Consider the following 22,761-nt stretch of genomic DNA (forward strand, 5'->3'; position numbering starts at 1 on the left):
TGAAGGAGCGAGATGGATTCTGCGGTTATTCTCAGTGCGCGCTTCGGCCTGCTTGCGCTCATGTGGGTGTTCATCCTGCTGGTGTTGTGGTCCCAGCGTAAGGATGTGGTGGCGGCGGCGGGAGCCGTGCGTCGCCAAGCAAGTGCTTCTGCCCCCGTCGCCAGGGAAAAAGCCCGGAGCCTTGCGGTAATTGAGGGGCCGTTGAAAGGCTCCCACATGGAAGTTGCCAGCTTGGAGGACTTCACTGTAGGCAGGGCAGGAGACAACGATTTCCAGCTGGGCGACGACTTCGCGTCCTCGCGCCACGCGCGCCTGTTCCGCAGGGGCAGCGAGTGGTTCGTGGAGGACCTCGACTCCCGCAACGGCACGTTTGTCAACGGCGTGCGCATCGACCAGCCAGAGCGGGTGTCGGTGGGCACAGATATGAAGATGGGACGCACGATTGTGAGGTTGATGCCGTGATGTTGGGCTTGAACTTCGTCGCCGCCTCGGACCGCGGCCTTGTGCGCGGCAACAACGAGGATTCGGCATACGCAGGGCCTCACCTGCTTGTGCTTGCCGACGGTATGGGAGGCCACGCCGCCGGCGAGGTCGCGTCCCAGCTCATGGTGGAGCACCTCGAACACCTCGACCGCGACCCCGGCGACGCGGATATGCTCGCGCTGCTGGGCGCCGGGGCGGAGGATGCCAACGCCGCCATCGCCGAATCGGTGGCGGCGCACCCCGAGCAAAACGGGATGGGCACCACCCTGACCGCGCTGATGTTCAACGGCGCGCAGTTCGGTCTCATCCACGTCGGCGATTCGCGCGGGTACCTGCTACGCGACGGTGAGCTGCGCCAGATCACCAAAGACGACACGTTCGTGCAGTCGCTGGTGGACGAGGGCCGTCTCGCCGCCGAGGACGTGTCCACCCACCCGCAGAAATCGCTCATTTTGAAGGCGTACACGGGCCGCGAGGTGGAGCCGTACCTCGAGCTGATCGAGGCGCGCCCGGGCGACCGCGTGCTGCTGTGCTCCGACGGACTTTCGGACCCTGTGACGTTTGAGACCATTGCGCTCGCGCTTGGCGACGGCACGCCTGAGTTCGCGGCGCAGCGCCTGGTTGAGCTCGCGCTGCGCTCCGGCGGGCCGGACAACGTCACTGTGGTCATCGCCGAGGTGGTCGAGGTGCCCGAAGGCGCTGTCGCTGAATCGTCGGCTCCTGCGAAGGTTGGCGCGCTCGCCCCCGGTTACGAGCCGACCCACCCGGATTCTTCCGCCTCCCGCGCGGCCGCACTCCTGCGCAAGTCCGAGACCATCCAGCCCAATACCCGGCGCGACACCGGTGCTTCCGCGGGCGCGGCAGGCACGGCCGAGGAACCGGCCGCCGACGACGAGGAGGCTCACACTCCCGCCAAGGCCGATAAAGGCGCTAAAGGTGTGTGGCCCTGGGTGATCGGCGCGTTGCTGCTGGCCATCGTCTTGGTGTTTTCCGGGTTGATGTGGATGCAATCCCGCGGCGAGGACTCCTACGCGCTCACGGTGGATAATGACGGCGAGTTCGTCATCGAGCACGAGCACCGCCCGAACCCGTTCGCCGACGCGGAGGTCGAGGCGCTGCAGCACGCATGCCTGACGGATGAGGGCGACCTGCGCGTCATCGCGAAAGAAGACACCCCTGGTGACTGCCACGTCTTCGGGCTGGAGGATTTGCCAAAAGAGGAGCGCAACAGCATCGAGCAATCGCTTGACGACGGCGCCCGCGGCACGTACGACGCAGTCCTCGGTCGGCTCAACGAGTTGGCGGATGAGGCGCTGCCGGTGTGCGTCGATAAGCAAACGCCCGACAAAAACGCCTGCCGGGAGGCGCGATGAGCCGACTTACTTCCCGCACCCGCGAACTGTTCCTGCTGCTGTGCGCCACCGGCCTTCTGCTGCTCATGCTCTTCGGGCTGGAAATGAGCCAAGGGCGCACCCTGACCACTGAAATGCTCTACCTCGTCGGCGGGTTCATCGGCGTATATGCGATCGCGCACGTGGCAATCGCCTACCTCGCCCCCTACGCCGACCAGGTGTTGTTGCCCGTCGTCGCGCTGCTCAACGCGCTGGGCTTGGTGGTGATTTACCGCCTTGACCTGGCCGAGCGCCCCGAGTACGGCCCGCTGGCCGAACGCCAGATGATGTGGTCGCTGGTGGGCGTGGTTTTGATGGTGCTCACCCTAATCATCGTGCGCGACCACAAGGCGCTGTCCAGGTACGCGTACCTGCTGGGCCTGCTGGGTCTCGTGCTGCTCGCGCTGCCGCTGGTGTGGCCGCAGCCGCCGGACGCCGAGGCGCGCATCTGGATCTACCTCGGGCCGTTTTCCATTCAGCCCGGCGAGTTTTCCAAGATTTTGCTGCTCATCTTCTTTGCGCAGCTCCTCGCGCAGAAGCGCGCCCTGTTCACCGTGGCCGGTAAGCGCTTCCTGGGGCTGACGTTCCCGCGCCTGCGCGACCTCGCGCCGATTCTGGTGGTGTGGGGCATCGCCATCGTGATCATGGCCGTGTCCAACGACTTCGGCCCCGCGCTGCTGCTCTTCGCCACCGTGCTGGGCATGGTGTACTTCGCCACCGGGCGTACCTCCTGGCTACTCATCGGGCTCGGCCTCGTCGCCGTCGGCGGCTACGGGGTGTACCGGGTAAGCGACAAAATCCAGAACCGGGTTGCCAACGTCATCGACCCGTTGGCCAACTTCGAATCCTTCGGCTACCAGCCCTCGCAGGCGCTGTTCGGCCTGTCCTGGGGCGGCATGACCGGCGTAGGCCTGGGCTACGGCCACCCGGAGATGGTGCCGGTGGCGCACTCCGACTACATCCTCGCCGCACTGGGCGAGGAGCTCGGTTTCATCGGCGTGGCCGCCGTGCTGTGCCTGTTCGCCATCTTCATCACCCGCGGCTTCCGCGCCGCGCTGCAGGTGCGCGACACCTTCGGCAAACTGCTTGCCTCGGGCCTTGCGCTCACCATTGCGATCCAGATCTTCGTGGTCGCAGGTGGCATCTCCTCCATGCTGCCCATGACCGGCCTGACCACACCGTTCATGTCCGCGGGTGGCTCCGCCGTGATGGCGAACTACATCCTGCTCGGGCTGCTCCTGCGCATCTCCAACAGCGCGAACCGACCCGCCGAGTTCGACGCGACCGCCTTGCGCAAACCTTCCCGGCGTGCGGAGGTGGCAGCGTAAATGAACAAGACCCTCCGACAAGGCTCCATGATGGCGCTTTTGCTTATCGTGGCGCTGCTTGTGAACTTTTCCATCGTCCAAGGCATGCGCGAGGACGAGTACGCCCAGGACCCGCGCAACGCCCGTACCGTCATCGAGCTCAAGCAGGTCAACCGCGGCAACATCACCGCCGGGCCGGATGGTGGCCTTGTGCTCGCCGAGTCTTTCCGCGACGACGACGGCTTCTACCACCGCGGCTACCCCAACATGCCGCTTTCGTTCGCGCCTGTGCTCGGCTACGTGTCCGACCAGTACGGCACCGGGCAGCTCGAGGCGGGCTACAACGGTCAGCTCGCCGGCGATACCGGCACGTCCTCGCGGTTCCTGCGCACGGGGCTCGAGGAATCGCCGAAGGGCAACACCGTCGAGCTCACCTTGGACCCAAACCTGCAGGCGCTCGCGTTCGACCAGCTCGCAGGCCCGGGCTATGAGGGGGCGGTAGTGGCGCTGCGCCCGTCGTCAGGCGAAGTGCTCGCGATGGCCTCCGCGCCGTCCTACGACCCAAACCTGATCACCAACCCCGCCTCCGCCGAGGGCGCCTGGGCAGACGTGAACAACAACCCGCAAAAGCCGCTGCTCAACCACGCGGCGCAAGACCAGCTGCCGCCGGGGTCGATCTTCAAAATCATCACCACCGCCGCCGGCCTGCGCGCCGGCTACACCCCGGACAGCATGCTCACCGGCGACGCGCAGATCATCCTGCCGGGCACCGACATCCCGTTGACCAACTACGGCGGACAAGCCTGCGGCGGGGGCGGCGAAGTACCGCTGCGCACCGCGTTCGCCCTGTCGTGCAACACCGCGTTCGTGCAGATGGGCCTCGACGTCGGGGCAGACGGCCTACGCGAAGCGGCCGACGCGTTCGGGGTTGGCGCGCGCTACGACCTCGGCCTGCCCACCGCGGCAGGTTCCCTGGGCGAGCTGCCCAGCGCGCCCGAGGTGGGCCAGTCCGCCATCGGCCAGCGCGACGTCACCATGACGGCACTGCAAGCTGCGGTGATGGCCGGCATCGTGGCCAACGACGGGAAACGCATGGCCCCCTACATCGTGCGCGCCGTGCGCACCGCCGAAGGCAAGACCGTCAGCGAGACCAACCCCACCGAGCTCAATGAGGCGATCTCGCCCGAGGAGGCCGCCACCATCCGCGACCTTATGTTCGGCTCCGAGCGCTGGACCTTCGGCTACGACGGCAACGGCTTCGCCTCGAAAACCGGCACCGCCGAGCACGCCGAAGGCGCCGCCCCACACACCTGGTACGTCGCCTTCGACCCTGGCAAAGACGTAGCTGTGGCCGTCGTGGTGAAAAACGGCGGCAACATGGGCGACGCCGCAACAGGCGGCCAAGTCTCGGGCCCGATCGGCCGCGCGATCCTTCGCGCAGCCCCGGCCGCACCCGCACCGGAAGGAGACGAGTGATGAACACCGAAAACCGCGACGACCTGCAGGAGCTAGTCGGCGGCACCTACCAGCTGCAGTGGATCATCGGCCACGGAGGCATGTCCACCGTGTGGCTCGCCGACGACGTGGCCAACGAACGCGAAGTGGCCATCAAGGTGCTGCGCCCCGAGTTCTCCTCCAACCAAGAGTTTCTCGAGCGCTTCCGCAACGAGGCCTTGAGCGCCCAGGGAATTAACTCCGACAACGTCGTGGCGACCTACGACTACCGCGAGGTGGAATCGCCCGCAGGCTTCACCGTGTGCTTCATCGTGATGGAGTACATCCGCGGCGAATCGCTCGCCGACCTCATCGCCCGCGAAGGCCAGCTGGAGGAACCGCTGGCGCTGGACGTGCTGGAGCAGGCCGCCCACGGGCTCGCCGTGATCCACCGAATGGGGCTGGTGCACCGCGACATCAAGCCGGGCAACCTCATGATCACGCAGAACGGGCAGGTGAAGATCACCGACTTCGGCATCGCGAAGGCCGCCTCCGCGGTGCCCCTGACCCGCACCGGCATGGTGGTGGGCACCGCCCAGTACGTCTCCCCCGAACAAGCGCAGGGCCTCCAGGTGACCGCCGCGTCCGACGTGTACTCGCTTGGCGTGGTGGGCTACGAGATGCTCTCGGGCAAGCGCCCCTTCACCGGCGATTCCTCGGTGTCGGTGGCCCTCGCCCACGTGTCCGCAGAGCCGCCGGCCCTACCGATTTCGGTGTCCGCCCCGGCGCGCGAGCTGATCGAGATCGCGCTGCGCAAGAACCCGGCCAACCGTTTCCGCGACGGCAACGAGCTGCAGCTCGCCACCGCACAGGTGCGCCAGGGCCTGCGCCCCGCACAGCCCGGCGGGCACACCCAGGTGGTGGCCACCGAGCCTTCGCCGACCGCGTCGACGCAGATGCTCGCCCAAGTCGCGGACGAGCGCACCTCCCGGCCCGAGGGCGCGTACCCGCCGTCTGCCGCACGGGCAGTTGCTTCTCGACGAGCTCCCGCCCCCCAACCCATCCCGTCACGCGCCGCCGCCCCGGTTCCTGCGGAGCGGCCCGCGCCCGCGCCGGAGGACCGCGGCGGGGCGAAGGCCGGGCCCATCATCGCGACGGTGTTGTTCCTCGCGTTGTTGGCCATGGCCGGTGCGTGGGCGTACACCGCCGGCGTGTTCGACCGCTTCGGCGGAGGCGGCGCAGCTCCGACCACCACGTCGGAGACCCCGACCACCGTTACTGAGACCGAGGTCATCGAGCCGGAGACGGGGAACGCTGAGCCGGAGCAGCCGGCCCGCGAGCGCGAAACCGTCACCGAGCGGCACGCACCCGGCACCGTGAGCTTCGTCGAGCCGCCCGAGCGCCAGCCCGCGCCTGCCCCGGAGCAGCCGGGTGAACCTTCGGTCGTCGATACGCCTGCTCCTGCCCCGAGCACACCCGCGCCCGCTCCTGCACCGCAAGACACCCCGGCGCCTGCACCTGGGCTAGAATTGCCGAATCTTGAGAACTTGCTCGGAGGTGGCAGGTAAAAATGTTGATCGCGGACCGGTACGAACTCGGCGACGTCATCGGTACCGGCGGGATGTCGGACGTCTACGCCGCCACCGACGTCACCCTCGGGCGCCAGGTGGCTGTGAAGATGCTCAAGCTCGACATGGCGCGGGACGAAAGCTTCCGCGAACGCTTCCGCAGAGAAGCCCAGAACTCCGCCCGCCTCAACCACCCGAACATCGTCTCGGTCTACGACACCGGGTCCGTGGAGACCTCAGGCGTGGACGTGCCCTACATCGTCATGGAGCGAGTCATGGGCCTCAACCTGCGCGACATCGTGCGCAACGAGGGCCCGCTGAGCCCCGAGCGCGCCGCCGCGCTGCTGCAGCCAGCTACCCGCGCGCTGCAGGCCAGCCACGACGCGGGCATCATTCACCGCGACATCAAACCCGCCAACATCATGGTGACCAACACGGGCGCCGTGAAAGTGATGGATTTCGGCATCGCCCGCGCGTTGGACGATTCCACCTCCGCCATGACGCAAACCTCCGCCGTCATCGGCACCGCCCAGTACCTCTCCCCTGAGCAGGCACGAGGCAAGGCCGCCGACGCCCGCAGCGACATCTACGCGCTCGGCTGCGTGATGTACGAGGCCGTCACGGGTGTGCCGCCGTTCGAGGGCGAATCACCGTTTGCGGTCGCCTACCAGCACGTGCAGGAAGACCCAGTCCCGCCGTCGGAACGCATTATCAACGAGCTCGGCGTGACCCTGTCGGACAACGAGGCAGTGAACATCGACTCCGTCATCCTCACCGCGATGGCGAAGCACCCGGACGACCGTTACCAAACGGCCCTCGAGATGGGCGATGACCTCGCGCTCCTGGAACGCGGCAGCGTGACCAACGCCGCCCGCACCCACCTCGCGGCCGCCGAGGAAGCCACCGACCGCACCGTCATCGCAGGCCAACCGGTGCCTGCGGCGGCCCCGGTGCGCAGGGAGGCGAAGGCCCCGGCCGAAGGCGAGCACACCCGCTACGAAGACCACCGCCGCGCCAACGAGAAGACCGCGCGCGACACCACCTGGATGAAGTGGCTCGCCGCCCTGCTCGGTCTCGTGCTCGTCGGCGCGCTCGGGTGGTTCGCGTACGACTACTTCTCCGGCGACGAGCCGGCCGAACAGCCAGCGCAGCAAGCCATGATCGTGGTGCCGGAGGTTGCCGGCAAGCCGCGTGCTGAAGCCGTCGCCGAGCTGGAAGGCCTGGGCTTCCAGGTCTCCGTCTCCGAGGCGCCCAGCCCGGACTTCCGCCGCGGCGATGTGATTTCCACCAACCCCGCCGCTGGCTCTGAGCTGCAGAAAGGCACCCTGATCACCGTCACCGTCTCATCCGGCAAGGAGATGACAGACGTGCCGGACATCACTAACCTCACCACAGAAGAGGCGATGGAGGAGCTGGAGAAGGCTGGCCTGGAGCTCAACCCGAACGTGCGCCGCGAGTCCGACTCCAACATCCCGGAGGGCATCATCCTGGGCCAGCAGCCCGTTGGCGGCACCCAGATTGCGAAGGGTTCGCGCATCTCCATCACCGTCTCCAGCGGGCCGGACATGATCCAGGTGCCGTCGCTCGTGGGGCTGAACGTGGAGCAGGCCACCGCGACGCTGTCGTCGTTGAACCTGCGCGCCACCGTCACCCACGTCGACTCCGCCCGCCCCGACGGCGAAGTGCTGGCCGTGGCCGGCGAGAACACCGACGTGGAGAAAGGCACCACCGTCGAGCTGCGCGTGTCCAACGGCATGTTGATGACGATGCCGCAGATCACCCGCATGACCCCCACCGAGGCCGACCAGGCCATGCGCGACGCCGGTTGGAACGGCCGCCTCGTTGCAGGCCCCACGGTGCCCACCGGCGCGCTTGTGGACGAAGGCAAGATCGGCCACCAGCAAATCCCCGCCGGCGACACCATCCGCCGCGACCAAGCGATCGGCTACAACCTGTGGAAGTTCGACGCTGGTGCCCTCCTGCCACAAAATAACGCAGCTGGCGGCCAGGCTGATACAGTCGTGCCACAGAACCCGGGCAATACTCTTCGCGATGTCCGGCGCGGGTTAGGTCTGTAACCGCAACACAGCAACAAACGGAGTGTGACATGCCCAAGGCAAAAGTAACCAAAGACGCAACCCCGGTAACCAGCACCTCCACCGGCGCGTCCCGCACCCCGGTGAAGGTGAACACCGGCGGCACCCCCACCTGGTACAAGGTGATCATGTTCGGGCTGATGATCCTCGGCCTGGCGTGGCTGATTTTCTACTACATCGCCGGCGACCAAATCATGTGGCTCGCACAGCTCGGCCCCTGGAACTACGCCATCGGTTTCGCCGGGATGATCCTCGGCCTGCTTATGACGATGGGCTGGCGCTAGCTAGTTGCTTAGCCGCCGCGCGGATCGCCTCGTCGATATCCTCCGCCTCCACTGAGGGAAGCGCGACCGTGCTGAACTGTGGGCCCATGACCTACGCCAGTTCGGACCACAGCTCCGTCCCCGGCGCGCGCCCGACCACAATCGCCTCAAGTTTCTTCTTCAGCGCCTTGATCCTGCGCTTCACCATGCGCCGTTGCGAGCGGGTTAAGCGTCTTCGCCCATCGCCATAAGGGTGGCCTCGCCGAAGCTGCACGCCCGCACGATGTCACCCTCTTCGAGGTCGAGGCACGGGTCGTGTGGCGGGAGGATTTCAATCCCGCCGTTGCCGTCGTCCCTGATCATGCGCCGGAGCTCGCGGCCTACTTGCAATGCCTCGTCGGGCCCGTACCAGTCCGGGGCATTCGGCGATTCGGGTCGTCTCATGGAGACCTGCGCCTCAACCTCCTCGTCCCCTTCAGGCACGTTGACCACGATTACGCCGACGCAGAGCGAGTCCTCGCGGAAGCAGTCGTGCGAGGCGAGCTCATCCTCATCAAACCCCTCATCAAGCCACTCATAGGCCTCGAGGAACGCGTCCACGTCGAAGACCTCGGTGTCGTAGTGCAGCCGGTAAGTTTTGAATTTCATGCTCGATTTCCCCCTGTTTCGTGTGTGAGCGAGCCCCGTATTGGCAAGCTTGACGCTATCCAGCGCACAAGGCGCGGGGGAAGACCTTGGATGCGCATCTTCATGCGCAGCCGGGAGGGAACCGGGCGGGGGTTTCAACCGTCTAAAAGAGTTGGGCGTGCTTTCCACACCTGTGGATAACTCTGTGCACTACTTCCACAGGCCACCCCGATGTCCGGTTCACGGTTCGAACATCGCAGTACATCTCGGCGTGTCGCTCACCGTGTTCGGCGAGCCGTTCGGGTAAGCACACCGCTGTAATTCTCCACATTGTGGATAACCTCTGTGGATAACTCGTGTGGATAACCCACAGCGTCACATGAAGTACACCGGCGCCACCGACGGAATGGTCAACCCCCACACCACCACGCACGCCAGCACCAGCGACACCCCAGCCGCCACCCACCGCGTGCGCGCATTCGGCGAGGTCAGCGGCCACCCCATCGCCGCCCCTGCCGCCAGGCCGCCCAAATGCCCCCACAGCGACACCGACGGTGCCATAAACGTGTACACCAGATTGACTGCCACCAGGACGAGGGGTGCGCGCAGGTCGGTTGATCGTCGACAAGCAATTGCGACCAACACCGCCATGAGCATGTACAACGCCCCCGACGCGCCCGCCGTCGGCACCATAAAGTTAAAGCCCAGCACCGCCGCCGACGCCCACAACACCCCCGCCACATACGCCACCGCGTAAGGCCCCGTGCCCACGAAACGCTCCACCTCGGCGCCGATGAGCACGAGCATGAACATGTTCAGGAACAGATGCGTGATATCCAGGTGCATGAAACCGCTGGTGAGAACGCGCAGGTACCCGGGGCCGTCGACAAGCGGGCCCCACAGCACCGTCGCCGAACCCGCGGCCGAATCCCACACCACATCCGAAATCGAGTGCGCCTGCAGCGCCGCCACCACAAACACAAGGGTGCACACCGCGGCAATCGCAGTCGTCGCGGGCGCACCCCGAAGTACGTTCTTGAGCATTTTGCTTATCGACGAAAACGCCCCCGCACACAACGGGGGCCACCTTCAAATTGACGCCTAGGCGATCTCGACGGACTCGATCACCACGTCCTCCACCGGTCGATCCATGCGGCCGGTCGGCACGTTCGCGATCTCGTCGACAACCTTCTTCGAGGCCTCATCCGTCACCTCGCCGAAGATGGTGTGGCGGTTGTTCAGCCACGGAGTGGCGTCCACGGTGATGAAGAACTGGGAGCCGTTCGTGCCCGGACCCGCGTTCGCCATAGCCAGCAGGTACGGGCGGTCGAACGTGAGCTCCGGGTGGAACTCGTCCGCGAACTGGAAGCCCGGGCCGCCGGTGCCGGTGCCGGTCGGGTCGCCGCCCTGGATCATGAAGCCCGGGATGATGCGGTGGAAAATCGCACCGTCGTAGAACGGGCCCTCGTTGGAGCCGGACGCGTTCTGCGCGGAGTACTCGCGCTCGCCGGTGGCCAGGCCGGTGATCGTCTCGACCGTTTTCGGCGCGTGGTTACCGAAGAGATCGATCACGATGTCGCCGTGGTTCGTGTGCAGAGTCATAGTCTGTGTCTTCTGAGTCATGGGTTCCAGGGTACGCGCGTTGGGGCCGGGTGGGGGCTGCGCGTTGTTTTCCCTGGGCTCGCCCGCCCCAACCCCGAACCGGCTACAGCCCGGCGACCACCTCGTCGCGGGCGGCGACCATGTTGCGCAGCGACGGGTCTACCTCGGCGTAACCGCGGGTCTTCAGGCCGCAGTCCGGGTTGACCCAGAGGCGCTCGGTCGGCACGTTCTCAAGCGCCGCCTTGATCAGGCCGACCATCTCCTCCGTGGACGGCACGCGCGGGGAGTGGATGTCCCACACGCCGGGGCCGATCTCGGAGTGGAAGGTCTCGTCGAGGTCCTCGAGCAGCTCCATCTTGGAACGGGCGGCCTCGATGGAGGTCACGTCGGCGTCGAGGGCGGCGACGGCGTCGATGATCTGGCCGAACTCGGAGTAGCAGAGGTGGGTGTGGATCTGCGTCGACGGCTCCGCCTGCAAGGAAACCAGGCGGAACGCGCGCACGGCCCAGTCGAGGTAGGCCGGGCGGTCGTCGGCGCGCAGCGGCAGCAGCTCGCGCAGCGCCGGCTCGTCGATCTGGATGGCCTTGATGCCGGCTTCCTCCAGGTCGCGCACCTCGTCGGCAAGCGCGACGCCAATCTGGTCGGCGGAGACGGAAAGCGGCACGTCGTCGCGCTTGAAGCTCCAGGCGAGGATGGTCACCGGGCCGGTGAGCATGCCCTTGACCGGCTTTTCGGACAGGGACTGCGCGTACGCGGACCACTCGACCGTCATCGCCTCAGGGCGCGAGACGTCGCCGACCACGATCGGCGGGCGGGTGCAGCGGGAGCCGTAGGACTGGACCCAGCCGTTCTCGGTGACGACGAAGCCGTCGAGAAGCTCTGCGAAGTACTGCACCATGTCGTTGCGCTCCGCCTCGCCGTGGACGAGCACGTCCAGGCCGATCTCTTCCTGCAGCTCGATGACCTGCTTGATTTCGGTGCGCAGCGCCTCCTGGTACTGCTCGTCGGTCAGGGTGCCTTCGCGGTGATCGGCGCGCGCTTTGCGGATTTCCTGCGTCTGCGGGAAGGAGCCGATCGTGGTGGTCGGCAGCGCGGGCAGGCCGAGGGTGTCGCGCTGGACTTGGTTGCGCTCGCTAAACGACGGCTGGCGCTCCACAGCGCCCTCCGGCAGCTCGGCGACGCGCTTGACCACTGCCTCGTTGTGGATGGTGGTGGACTCTGCACGGGTGCGCACGGCGCGGTCGGACTGCGCGAACGCCTCGACGGCCTCGTCCGCGCCGGCGACGAGCGCCTGGATCTCGGCGAGCTTCTCGTCGGCGAACGACAGCCACGGGGCGACCTCGACCGGCAGGTTACGCTCCGCCTTCAGGGTGTGCGGCACGTGCTGCAGGGAGGTGGAGGTGGACACGGACACGGTGCCGTCTGCAACGGAGCGGCCGAGGGTTTCGAGCACCTCGGTGCGCTCGCGGAGGTTGGCGGCCCAGACGTTGCGGCCGTCGATAAGCCCGGCGACCAGGTGGGTCTCGGCGGGGATCTGGGCGCGCACGCGCTGGGCGTAGCTGTCGTCGGCCTCCAGCGTCCACGGGGCGAGGTCGACGTGCACGGCCTCCGGCTTCAGCTCGGCAATCACCGGCAGGGCCTCGCGCGCGGAGCCGTACGGGGTGGTCAGGTACACGTTCGGGCGGGCCTCGGCGCCGAGCAGCTCGGTCCAGGCCTCGCGCAGGCGGGCGGCGATGTCGGCGTCCGGGGTGGACAAGTCGGCAACCACGGCCGGCTCCGCAACCTGCACCCATTCCACGCCTGCGTCCTTCAGCGCGGCGAAGACCTCCTTGTAGGCCTCAACCAGCGCGGGCAGCAGCGACCACTCGGCCGGCTTGGACAGCGCGATGAGGGTGACCGGGCCAACGAGGTACGGGCGCACCTTGTGGCCGGCCTCGCGGGCTTCCTCCACGATGCGCAGCACGCGCTCCGGCACCGCCTTGATCTCCTGGCCTGCCGAAATCTCCGGCACGAGGTAGTGGTAGTTGGTGTCGAACCACTTGGTCATCTCCAGCGGCACGCGGGTGTCGTTGCCGCGGGCGAGCGCGAACTCTTCGTCCAGGTCAACCCCGCCCGGCACGAGGCCGACGGTGAGCGCGGTCTCCAGCACCGGGTCGTAGAGCGCGACGTCGGCGGGGATGGCGTAGTCCTCGGTCAGGCCCAGGTCGCGCAGGTGGTTGTAGTTGTTCACGCGCAGCGCGTGGGCGGCGGAGCGGAATGCGTCGGCGTCGATGCGCCCTGCCCAGTAGCTTTCCAGTGCGCGCTTGAGCTCGCGGTTCGCGCCGATGCGCGGGTAGCCCTCGATGGTGGCTTTGGGGAATGCAGTCATGGTTGTCCTTTATTTAATGAATACCGATGCGGTTCAAAAAGTCCCGCGTGACGTCGAGGTTGTTGTGCGTGTAAATGTGCAGCCCGCCGGTTCCTGCTTGCAGGATATCCTGGGCTAGCTGGGCGGTCATGCGCATGCCCGCCTCGTATTCCTCTTCCGGGGTTGCGGCTTGGAGCAATTGCTTTTCGACGCGCTCAGGCACCTCAATCCCCGAAAGCTGACCCATCCGTTGCACCCGCTTCAGCGAGGTCATCGGCATGATGCCGGGGATGAGCGGGATGCGCACACCGGCAAGCCGGGCGACCTCCACGAAGTTGAGGAAGTCTTCGGCCTCGAAGAACAGCTGCGTGATGGCGAAGTCGGCGCCGAGGCGCTGCTTGGTCAGCAGCACGTCCAGGTCGTGGTCGAAGCTGCGCGACTCCTCGTGCCCCTTCGGGTAACAGGCCACCGAGAGGGCGAGCTTGCCGGCGGCGAGCCGGTACGCCTCTTCTTCCTGCACATCCTGGATGAGGTTGAGCAGATCGGTGGCGTGGCGCAGGTAACCGTCCGGCAGCCCTTGTTCAGGTAAGTCCCCGCGCAGCGCGAGGAAGCCGCGGACGCCAGCGTCGATAAGCGTGCGAATCCACTCGGCAAGCTCATCGCGCGTGCCCGCGGTGCAGGCGAGGTGCGCGATGGTGCGAAGCTCCGTGGTGTCCGCGATGCGGGAGATGAGCGCCGCGGTGCCCTCGAGCCACTCGCTGCGCTGCGAGCTGGTCACCGAGACGTAATCCGGCTGGTACGCGGCAAGCCCCGCGATCAGCGCGTCGAGCTTCTCGGCGTCCTTGTCGTTGCGCGGCGGGATGAGCTCGAAGCTCAACGCCGTGCGCGGCCGGGGCCGGGGGCGACGGATGAGCGGTGACGTGTCCTCCCGGTCGAGAGGTGCCGAGGCGGAAAGCCGCGTCGAAGGTGCAACTTCGAACATGGCGGACCTTTCACTCGGCGGGTAATGCACCGTAAGAAACACTGTGACAAAACGCGGTGACAAAACGCGTGTCAAAGCGGCTGTCGTACGGCTCTTTGAAATCTATTAAGGCGGTTGTGGCGCCACAATCAGCCCACCCGATTTGCCCACGTTGGCGCTGGTTGCACGGTTGCTACAGGTGAATATTAATCCGGAAAATGAACAGCTTGGTCCACTTCGGCGTAACGCTTGGTCCGGGCTTGCCCCGGCGCGCTTCGCTACCCTCGGTGGTGTTCAACGCAAAACAAAACCTGCAATCAATGAAGGAGCACACCATGAAGCCCGCGACCGTCCTCGCCCTCGCCAAGGGCGCCAACGAGACCTACAAGTACTTCCGCAAGAACGACCAGAAGCAGCAGCGCGAGATTTACTCATCCCTGCTGGAGAACCTGAAGAGCGACGGCAGCCTCGACGACCTGCACGACAATCTCGAACCGGAGGAGCTCGAGCGCCTCTTCGGCGCAGCGCGCGCCAATGCCGGCGACATCACCCGCGACATGCACGACCGCCTGGACCGCCGCCGCGCGAACTTCGCCGCCACCGCCCCGGCGCGCAAAAAGTACCGCGAGGAGCTGCTGAAGGAAGCAGATGCGAAGAAGAAGAAGGGCTCGTCGACCATCGGCAGCATCTTCAAGTGGACCCTCGGCCTCGGCGCGGTGGCCGGTGGCGCGTGGGCGCTTTGGGAGTTCCTGCTGAAGGACAAGCTTGACGGCGACGACACCGACACCTACAAGCCGGCGCCCTCCCGTGAGGAGAAGGCAGCGAACGGCTCCTCCACGCTGGTCTACTCCACCCGTACCGAGGACGCGCGCGAGGCCGCCGCACGTGAGGCCGGACGCACCGACGGCATCGAGGACGGCGGCGTGCACCCGGCCGACGTCGGCGGCAAGCACGAGCTTATCGACGACACCACCGGCACCACCGATCTCGGCCGCGAGGGCCTGAGCACGCTTGATACCCTCGACGACAACCAGCGCAAGGCCACCGGCGGCAACAAGGACAAGTAAGCCCGACCCCCTACTGCCCCACTAGACCGCCTCGCGCCACCCCGCCATCAGGTGCCGCACGAGGCGGTCTCGTACGAAGCTTTCCGACGGCGCCGACGAAGCCCCGAGCTGGGACGGCGAGCGTTTGGACAAGGCGATCCGCGCGGCCTCCCAGTCGGTGGTGACGAACAACGTGGGCGACAGCCACACCACCTTCGGTAAGGGTTTGAGCCCGTTCTTCCTCTCGCTGTCGCTGTGTTTCGGCGCCCTGATCACGTTCATGGTGTACCCGCAGTGGTCGCAGCGCGCGGTGGATTCGGGCACGCACCCGATTCGCGCGCACCTGCACACGATCCTGCCCGCGCTGATTATCGGTTTCTTGCAGTCGGTGGCGCTGTGGATCGTGCAGCTGTTCATCCTGGACGTGGAGCCGACGCACCCGTGGGCGATGCTCGCGGTGCTGGTGTTCATCGACTGGGTGTTTGTCAACGCGGTGACGGCGCTGAATACGGTGCTGGGCCCCGCGCCCGGCCGTTTGGCCGCGATGGCGCTCATGTCGCTGCAGCTTGTGGCCTCGAACGGTGTTTATCCCCCGGAGGTGCAGCCGGACTTCATCCAGTGGGTGCACAGTTGGGACCCGATGCGCTACTCGGTGGATCTGGTGCGTTACGGCCTGTTCTCCACCTCTGATTACGACCCGCGCATGTGGCAGGCCGTCGCCTACCTCACCGTGGTTTCGGTGCTCGCTTTTGCACTATCTACCACGGCGTTGTGGCTGCGCCGCCGTATGCTGAAGTCGCACCTGCACCCGGAGATTTCTGTTTAGCCACTACCATGGGCGGGGCTTACTGCTATGACCAATCGAAAGGACACCAATAGCATGTTCAACCCCCTGAAGCTCATCCCCTCCTCCGTGTTCACCAAGCAGGACAAGGCGAAGTTCAAGGTCGCCTCTGGCGCGCTGCGCGTGCCGACGGGCCTATACATCCTGAACTCCGGCCTGGGTAAGTTCGGCGTAGACAAGGAAGGCGCAGAAGGCCTGCGCGACATGGCCTCCACCGGCATCCCGGCGGCGAAGGAGTTCGACGCGGAGACCTTCGCGAAGGCGCTCGCTTCCGGCGAGACCGCCCTCGGCGCGCTGCTGCTCGCACCGTTCGTGTCCAACCGCTTCGCAGGCGTGAGCCTCGCGACGTTCGGTGCCGGTCTGCTCACGATGTACTTCGGCGACCCGGACAACACCGAGGCCGATGGCATCCGCCCGTCCGACCAGGGCAAGGCCCTTGGTAAGGACGTGTGGCTGCTGGGCACCGGTGTGGCCCTGGCCGCCCTGCCACGGAAGTAAACTCGGGCGCTGGAACGCGCTCTAACCTGCCCCCGTTCACACTGTTATGGGGCTCTTCGTGATTGGGAGTGCGTAGGTTGTTTCTAGGCCCCTGGGGTGTGGCACAAGATATGGGGGTCCTTGCTGCGTTAAGGATGTAGGTGTTCAAGCCAATCCACAACACAACAAGGACCCTGCGATGCAGCCTAGTTCCAACATCGTCGCCGACACCATTTGCCGCACCGCGGAGCTCGGCCTGGCGATCACGAATGCCGCGCACAACGATGAGTGCACCGTCATCGAGTGCGAAGCTCTCGCCCCGATCAACGCGTGCCCCGCATGCGACCGGCCTGGTGTGCTGCGCGATCACGCCCACCGTGAACTGGTGGATTTGCCTGTCGTCGGGTTTCCCACGAAGCTGCGGGTGCGCCTGCCGCGGTATGTGTGCACCAACCAGGTGTGCCCGAAGAGGGTCTTCCGGGCTTCTCTTGCATGTGCTGATGACCGCTCGAAGGTCACCCACCGGGTGGTGCGCTGGATCCTACAGCGTTTAGCGATCGACCGGATGAGTGTTGCCGCCACCGCCAAGGCACTCGGTATCGGCTGGCAGTTGACATGCGATTTGGCTCTTTCTATGGCCAGGGAGCTCGTCGCTGACCCCGACCATTTGGCTGGGGTGCGCATCATCGGGGTTGATGAGCACAAATGGGCCCACAACCGGCGTGCGGCTGGCGGTGGGTTCGTCACCGTGATCGTGGATATGACCCACCAGCACACCGGTCAACCCGCCAGGTTGCTTGATGTCATACCGGGCAGAAGTGCGCACGTGCTCACCAGGTGGATCAACCAACGCCCGAAGGCGTTCCGTGACCAGGTGGAGGTGATCACCATGGATGGGTTTCAGGGCTACGCCACCGCAGCCGATGAGGCGCTTCCGCAGGCTACGCGGGTGATGGATCCGTTTCATGTGGTGCGTCTTGCTGGCGACAAAGTCACCTCGTGTAGGCAGCGGTTGCAGCGTGAAACCTATGGTCGGCGCGGTAGAACCAACGACCCCTTGTATAAGAACCGTCGCACCATGCTCACCCGCATCGACCTTTTAACCGGCGAGCAGCAACATCGCCTGGATGCGTTGTTCAACTACGATGACGATTACGCCGTGCTGCAAGAAACATGGCTGGTGTACCAAGAGATCATCGACTGCTACGACGACCCGAATAAGCGGCGTGCGAAAACCAAGATGCGCAGATTAATCGACAGGCTGCGCGGGCTTCGTCAAGCCGGGCTAACGGAGCTTGCCCAACTCGGGCGCAGCCTGCACAAGCGGCGCACCGACATCCTCGCATTTTTCGACATCGGCGCCTCCAACGGCCCGGTCGAAGCCATCAACGGGCGCCTTGAGCACCTGCGCGGCATCGCACTCGGGTTCCGCAACATCAACCACTACATCTTGCGGTGCCTGATCCACTCCGGAGGCCTGCAACCCAAGATCAACGCACTCTAAAACGCGAAGAGCCTGTTATGGCAGCTGGGACGGGGGTTTCGCATTCGTTGAGGCCGCCCACCCGCGGCGCGCTCGCGACGCCGTAACTCTGGCGAAACGCGAAACACCCGCCGGGATTGCTCCCAGCGGGTGTCGCAAACAGGCTACCTAACGCGGTCGACTGTCCTATTTGGTCGTGGACTCAGCAACAGTGTTGCCGTTGAGCTCGACCGACACGTTGGTCTCGGACTTCGAGCCTTTCTTATCCGTCTTCTCCTTCTTGGGGCTCTCCGTCGGGATCTCGCCGGACGAGCCGCCCATCAGGGTTTCGTTATCCAGTGCCTTACCAATCTGGTAGGAGGAGGTGTACTCGCCAGCACCGCAGGCGCGCAGAACCGCGTCGGCTACAAGCAGGCCGTAAGTGATGACGCCGAGCGTACCAGCGGCCAGACCGATGAACTCGGGGTTGACCACCTGAACGTTGAACGCACCCTGCGCCTGAGCCGCACGCTCAGCACGCTCACGGTCGTAGATGCCAAGACCACGCTGGATGTAGTCGTTGGCCTCGCGGATCGCGGCGTTGACCTGAGCGGACACGCCCTCCAGGCCCGGAATCTGCACCTGAGCCAGGATGCCCACCGGGATGAGCAGCAGCAGCGGCGACAGCGCGCCTGCGAGCGCACCGAGGCACTTGCCGAGGTCCTCGCTGGAGCCAGAACCAGTATTTTGCGTGGTCTTATCCTCGATCGTGATGGTCAAGGTGCGCTGGTAGGACTGGTTGCCACCGTGGTCCACCACAACGTATCCGACCTCACCCGATTCATCACCCTTCGGCTTCAGGATGAGGCCGTTGCCGGTCCTTTCAATCTCCCGGATCTTCTCAGCGCCCCGCGTCAGGATGAGGTCCGCGATGTCGTCCGGGAAGTTGATCGTGATGTCGTTGTTGTTGTTTTGGACGATGTCGACTTCCGCCAAATCAACGTTCGTACCGTTCACACGGCCAGGAGCAATCTGTCCGGACTGCGCGATACCTGCGGGGACAATCTCCAGGAACACCATCCGCAGCACACGATCGTTGTCATCCCGCTCCTCGACACGGACCAGCTTGCCCTCGGTACCCTCCTTCGCGTTGACGCGGAAGGTGCCGTCCACCGTTTCGGTAGTGACGTATTCGCCGCCCGTGACAACCTCGAACTTGCCACCGTTCTGCATCTTCGGGATATCGGTGTACCCACCGACCGGGATGATCGAACGCTGTTCGTGGATCTTGCGCGACTTACCTTCGACGATGTTGATCCGGTAACGGTTAATTACCTTGCCGTTCTCATCAGTTTCGTGGACGATGCCGTAGTTGCCCGCGGCGCCTTCCTTGGGCTGCAGCACCCAATCGTTGCCTTCGCGGCTCGGCGTCTTGAAGTGCGTACTACCCTCAGCGAGCGTGAACGTGTGCTTGTCGTTCACGATGGTCGCACGGAACTCAGAGTTCGTGGCAACCTGGTAGGTCAGCTCGCCCTTCGCAGGTTCCTTGATGGTGAGACGGTATTCCGCCCACACACCACGTGCGTCCTTCACCTCAATTACAGCCGTGCCCGTTTTGCCCTCTTTACCAGTGATGACGAACTGGTTGTTCGCCTGATCACGAGTAATCTCAATGAATTCCGCGCCTTCCTTGATGCGGTATTCGTCGTCCGTGCTACCAGGGATGCGAGCGGTCGAGTTCCAAGTCATCACGCGCTCAAGCGGCTTGACATTCGAGTTTCTGCCCGGCTTCACATTGATGGTGTATTCCTCGAAGAGGAAGCCGTCCTCAGTGCGGTTCTCGATTACCAGGGTTCCGTTAGCACCGTACTTGAAGTCGAGCTTCAGAACCGCGTTGTCGTCGCTCAGATCGGTATTCTCAGCAACGAGATTCTTGGCGGCTTCCTTGTCCTTGAAACGCAGCTTCGTGCCGGTGAGGTCGAGGGTGTTGTCCGAAGTGATGTCGTACTCCATCTTACGAACCGGAGCCGGCGACACCTTGTAGGTGTACTTCACGATCGACTTGTACTCGCCATTGGGGTTGCCGTGGAAGGAAAGCTGCTCCTCGACGACAGTGACTTCGCCTTCAGCACCCTCCTTGAAACGGAGCTTCCAGTCGCCCTCACCCAGGGTCGACCTGTCGAAGTCGATGATGTCCTTATACGTCTCCTGCGGGTTGTCAACGTCGAACCGGAGCCTGTTACGCGGGCGCAGGTTCGCTTCGGTTCTACCGCTACCCGGATTAAGGGGCTCTAGCTTGTCGCTACCACGGAAAATGTCGACGATCGCGCGGTCCAGGACCTCACGGGAACGCTTATCGGTGTCGAAGTTGTTATCCTGGCGGCTCGGGTTGACGTCGAGCTTCCACACTCCAATGAGGGCACCAGTCTTCTTGTCAAGGATGTGGACAATTGCCTGACCGGTGTAGCCGTCGCGTGGCTTAACCGCCCAGACGTCGCCTTCCTTACCGTCGATCTTGCCCCGGCCATCGGTTACATCGATGTCTCCGCTAATAACCTTGTATACCCACTCGTCGCGGCGCTCGATGTTCACCGTATCGGTCGTTTCGATCGAGTACTCGCGAATCACAGGGCCGGAGTTGAGATCCTTCTGGATCACGAGGGTGTAGTGGTAGCGGACACCATTGTTATCGGTGAACTCGATAACGACTTCGCCCTCAGTGTTGGCGTCCTTAGGCTTGATCACCCAAGTGTCGTTGTCGCCCTCGGTGACTGTGACCTTGTCTTCACCCGAAATAATCCGGTACGTGCCACCGCGGCGTTCAATAACGGCGGAAGACGTGCTCAGAATCTCGCGCGTGACGTCGAACTTCGAGGTCGTGTTCTCAATGGTAACGATGTTCTCGCGGACGTTGCCGGATTCCTCGGTGATCTTCACGATCACCTGGCCGCGCAGCTCAGGCTCAGTTACCTCAATCTTGACCTGATTCTCGTCCTGCTTAACCTCGAGGCCACCAGGCAAGACTTGGTGCTCGTTGCCATCAGCATCGATGTACACGGGTTCTTCGACACGATCGCCCCGGTTCTTCTTGATGACCTTCACGCGGTCCTGCGAATCCGGGTTGATGGTGTAGAAGAAGTTGTTGACCTTGACGTTGGTCTGTGTTTCTACCTTGATGGTGTCGGAGACCTTGATGCGGTAGATGTACTGATTGCCTTCGCTATCAGTAATCAGGAGCTCAACGTCGCCCTCACCCTTGAACCCGGACTTCGGCTTGATCTCCAGCTTGCCGTCGTCGGTGCGCTCAACGTCAACGATCTCCCCGCCCCGGATAATCTCGAAAGTCCACGAGCCCTTAACCGCTCCCGGAACCTCGATGATCTTGGAATTATCGTTCTGGGAGAAGCCAGCGAAGTAGTAGAACTCCTCAACTTCCTTCACCGATTCGTAGACCTTCTCGGTGTAGTAGTTCTCGGTGATCTGGACCTCGCGGGTGGACGTCACCGGAGCCGGGGTCACGGTCCGTGTCTCGGTGACAGTGGTGGCTGGGACATCGACAACCTGGGTGCGGGTAGGCGTGGACCAACGCGTCGCAGTCACTGTCGACGCAGGCTTAGTCACCACGACGGGCACATCGGAGACCGTCTCGGTAACAGTCGTCGGCTTGCCCGTCTTGGTCTCACGGGTGATGTATGGACGCGGAATCTCGGTGATCGTCTTCGTCACAGCCGGCGTCGTCTCGGTGACGGTCACGTGCTTGGTCACCGGCGACGGTGTAACCGTCTTCGTCTCAACGGTCACAGGACGAGTGACCCGGGTGGTTCGCGTCACGGTGGGAAGCGTAGAGCGCTCGGTGACTGTCACTACAGGGTGAGTGTAGGTCTCGGTAACCGTCCGCGGAGCCTCGGTGATGGTCTGCGTCGTCTTCGTGGCGGGGCGAGTCTCAGTCACCACCGTGGTCTCGGTCTGACCTGGTCGCTCCACGACGACCTCAGTCTTTCCGCCGCCGGGCTTCGGCTCGAAACCGGGGAGGCCGGGCTGCACAATCGTAACGATGCGCTGCACCGTCGGGTTCTTCTTCGGGTTGACGTCCAGATTGTAGTTGCGCGGAACGAGAACTGTCACATACTCGCCGAAGTTGTAGTTCTCCTCGACGGTACGGAAATTGTTGTTCTTTACGAGCACGTAGTTCGGGGTTCCATCGCCCGTGACGTCCTGCTCTTTCCAGATGATGTCGAAACCCGTCAGGGCCCGGAACATCGCGGTGTTGAGCTGGCCGTAGTAGAAGTGTCCTCGGATCTCGTTCAGTGCACCCGGATTATTGGAGAGAAGAGCCTGCAGAATGCGGTTCTGGGTCCTGATCCTGTACTCCAATGTGGGATCGGGCCGCTTCTCGTACTGCTGGTAATCAGCGATCAACGACTTCGTGACGTTGATCGCCGCAAGCTGAATGTCGCGGTTGATGCCAAGACCTTCACCGAAACGGCCGGAGTGCCCAGTGAGTTTACGCACCTCGTAACCACCCGGGACACTATCCCAAGGGCCAGGCAAACCCCAGTCGATGCACCAACCCGGGCCCATCTGGGTGGGCAGGAGGAAGGTGTTCTGGAACTGATTAGCCTTCTGATTCCCAACAATAGGATCGTAGGAGTAGAACTGCGTGAGCTCCTGCTCACTCAGAGCCTGATAAGAGTCCACGATAGCTGCAGACGAGAAGGTAGCGGCCATCGCGCTAGGTGTCGCTACAACGGTCGCACCGGATACGAGGGCCGCGGAGATGAGTCCGGCCATCGCGCGCTTTTTTACATTTGCGTTCTTCAACGGCTTATTCCTTACAGTTGGAGGGAGAAATT

At 64.3% G+C, this 22,761-nt stretch carries 17 protein-coding genes; 11 read left to right on the forward strand and 6 right to left on the reverse strand.

Annotation, left to right across the window (positions count from 1 at the left end; genetic code table 11):
- Positions 1 to 12: 12 nt before the first annotated feature.
- The 7 genes from HWX32_RS10725 to crgA are packed head-to-tail and all read left to right on the forward strand — an operon-like array spanning position 13 to position 8,563.
- Positions 13 to 462, forward strand: coding sequence for an FHA domain-containing protein (locus tag HWX32_RS10725; RefSeq protein WP_075469279.1), 450 nt, complete (start codon positions 13 to 15; stop codon positions 460 to 462).
- The gene (locus tag HWX32_RS11330; protein WP_175935880.1) at positions 462 to 1,856 is read left to right on the forward strand and encodes a PP2C family serine/threonine-protein phosphatase; all 1,395 of its coding nucleotides are present in this window, start codon (positions 462 to 464) and stop codon (positions 1,854 to 1,856) included. The genes HWX32_RS10725 and HWX32_RS11330 overlap by 1 nt, the downstream gene beginning before the upstream one ends.
- Positions 1,853 to 3,202 carry an FtsW/RodA/SpoVE family cell cycle protein gene (locus HWX32_RS10735; RefSeq protein WP_175935837.1) on the forward strand — a complete coding sequence of 450 codons (1,350 nt, stop codon included), beginning with the start codon at positions 1,853 to 1,855 and terminating at the stop codon, positions 3,200 to 3,202. Before HWX32_RS11330 ends, HWX32_RS10735 begins: the two co-directional genes overlap by 4 nt.
- Positions 3,203 to 4,657 (forward strand): penicillin-binding transpeptidase domain-containing protein, encoded by a 1,455-nt coding sequence (locus tag HWX32_RS10740; protein ID WP_175935838.1) that lies wholly within the window; start codon positions 3,203 to 3,205, stop codon positions 4,655 to 4,657.
- Positions 4,657 to 6,183 (forward strand): serine/threonine-protein kinase, encoded by a 1,527-nt coding sequence (locus HWX32_RS10745; RefSeq protein WP_175935839.1) that lies wholly within the window; start codon positions 4,657 to 4,659, stop codon positions 6,181 to 6,183. Before HWX32_RS10740 ends, HWX32_RS10745 begins: the two co-directional genes overlap by 1 nt.
- A gap of 2 nt (positions 6,184 to 6,185) precedes the next feature.
- On the forward strand, positions 6,186 to 8,261 hold the full coding sequence (pknB, locus tag HWX32_RS10750) for a Stk1 family PASTA domain-containing Ser/Thr kinase (RefSeq protein ID WP_175935840.1): 2,076 nt from the start codon (positions 6,186 to 6,188) through the stop codon (positions 8,259 to 8,261).
- A gap of 29 nt (positions 8,262 to 8,290) precedes the next feature.
- Positions 8,291 to 8,563, forward strand: coding sequence for a cell division protein CrgA (gene crgA, locus HWX32_RS10755; RefSeq protein WP_075469273.1), 273 nt, complete (start codon positions 8,291 to 8,293; stop codon positions 8,561 to 8,563).
- A gap of 204 nt (positions 8,564 to 8,767) precedes the next feature.
- On the opposite strand, the gene HWX32_RS10760 is transcribed toward crgA, so the two are convergent.
- From HWX32_RS10760 to HWX32_RS10780, 5 genes are all read right to left on the reverse strand, one after another.
- Positions 8,768 to 9,190, reverse strand: coding sequence for a hypothetical protein (locus HWX32_RS10760; RefSeq protein ID WP_175935841.1), 423 nt, complete (start codon positions 9,188 to 9,190; stop codon positions 8,768 to 8,770).
- A 354-nt stretch (positions 9,191 to 9,544) separates the two neighbouring features.
- A complete protein-coding gene (locus HWX32_RS10765) occupies positions 9,545 to 10,213 on the reverse strand; it encodes a rhomboid family intramembrane serine protease (RefSeq protein WP_175935842.1) in 669 nt (222 codons plus the stop codon).
- 57 nt (positions 10,214 to 10,270) lie between these two features.
- A complete protein-coding gene (locus tag HWX32_RS10770) occupies positions 10,271 to 10,792 on the reverse strand; it encodes a peptidylprolyl isomerase (RefSeq protein WP_075469270.1) in 522 nt (173 codons plus the stop codon).
- 82 nt (positions 10,793 to 10,874) lie between these two features.
- Positions 10,875 to 13,139 carry a 5-methyltetrahydropteroyltriglutamate--homocysteine S-methyltransferase gene (gene metE / locus HWX32_RS10775; protein ID WP_175935843.1) on the reverse strand — a complete coding sequence of 755 codons (2,265 nt, stop codon included), beginning with the start codon at positions 13,137 to 13,139 and terminating at the stop codon, positions 10,875 to 10,877.
- Positions 13,140 to 13,152: 13 nt separating this feature from the next.
- Positions 13,153 to 14,100, reverse strand: coding sequence for a methylenetetrahydrofolate reductase (locus tag HWX32_RS10780; RefSeq protein WP_175935844.1), 948 nt, complete (start codon positions 14,098 to 14,100; stop codon positions 13,153 to 13,155).
- 314 nt (positions 14,101 to 14,414) lie between these two features.
- Here HWX32_RS10780 and HWX32_RS10785 point away from each other — a divergent pair, with 314 nt between their 5' ends.
- The 4 genes from HWX32_RS10785 to HWX32_RS10800 all read left to right on the forward strand — a co-directional run bounded on the left by HWX32_RS10785 (position 14,415) and on the right by HWX32_RS10800 (position 17,950).
- A complete protein-coding gene (locus HWX32_RS10785; RefSeq protein WP_175935845.1) occupies positions 14,415 to 15,146 on the forward strand; it encodes a hypothetical protein in 732 nt (243 codons plus the stop codon).
- A 124-nt stretch (positions 15,147 to 15,270) separates the two neighbouring features.
- The gene (locus tag HWX32_RS10790; RefSeq protein WP_175935846.1) at positions 15,271 to 15,951 is read left to right on the forward strand and encodes a YhgE/Pip family protein; all 681 of its coding nucleotides are present in this window, start codon (positions 15,271 to 15,273) and stop codon (positions 15,949 to 15,951) included.
- A 54-nt stretch (positions 15,952 to 16,005) separates the two neighbouring features.
- Positions 16,006 to 16,467, forward strand: a complete 462-nt coding sequence (locus tag HWX32_RS10795) for a hypothetical protein (RefSeq protein WP_175935847.1) — start codon at positions 16,006 to 16,008, stop codon at positions 16,465 to 16,467.
- A gap of 178 nt (positions 16,468 to 16,645) precedes the next feature.
- Positions 16,646 to 17,950, forward strand: a complete 1,305-nt coding sequence (locus HWX32_RS10800; RefSeq protein WP_175934253.1) for an ISL3 family transposase — start codon at positions 16,646 to 16,648, stop codon at positions 17,948 to 17,950.
- A gap of 165 nt (positions 17,951 to 18,115) precedes the next feature.
- Here the strand turns inward: HWX32_RS10800 and HWX32_RS10805 are convergent, their stop codons facing one another.
- Positions 18,116 to 22,729: a hypothetical protein gene (locus HWX32_RS10805; protein ID WP_175935848.1), complete on the reverse strand. Its 4,614-nt coding sequence runs from the start codon at positions 22,727 to 22,729 to the stop codon at positions 18,116 to 18,118.
- Between the last annotated feature and the right edge of the window lie 32 nt (positions 22,730 to 22,761).

Source organism: Corynebacterium sp. Marseille-P4321 (assembly GCF_903645305.1).
GTDB lineage: Bacteria > Actinomycetota > Actinomycetes > Mycobacteriales > Mycobacteriaceae > Corynebacterium.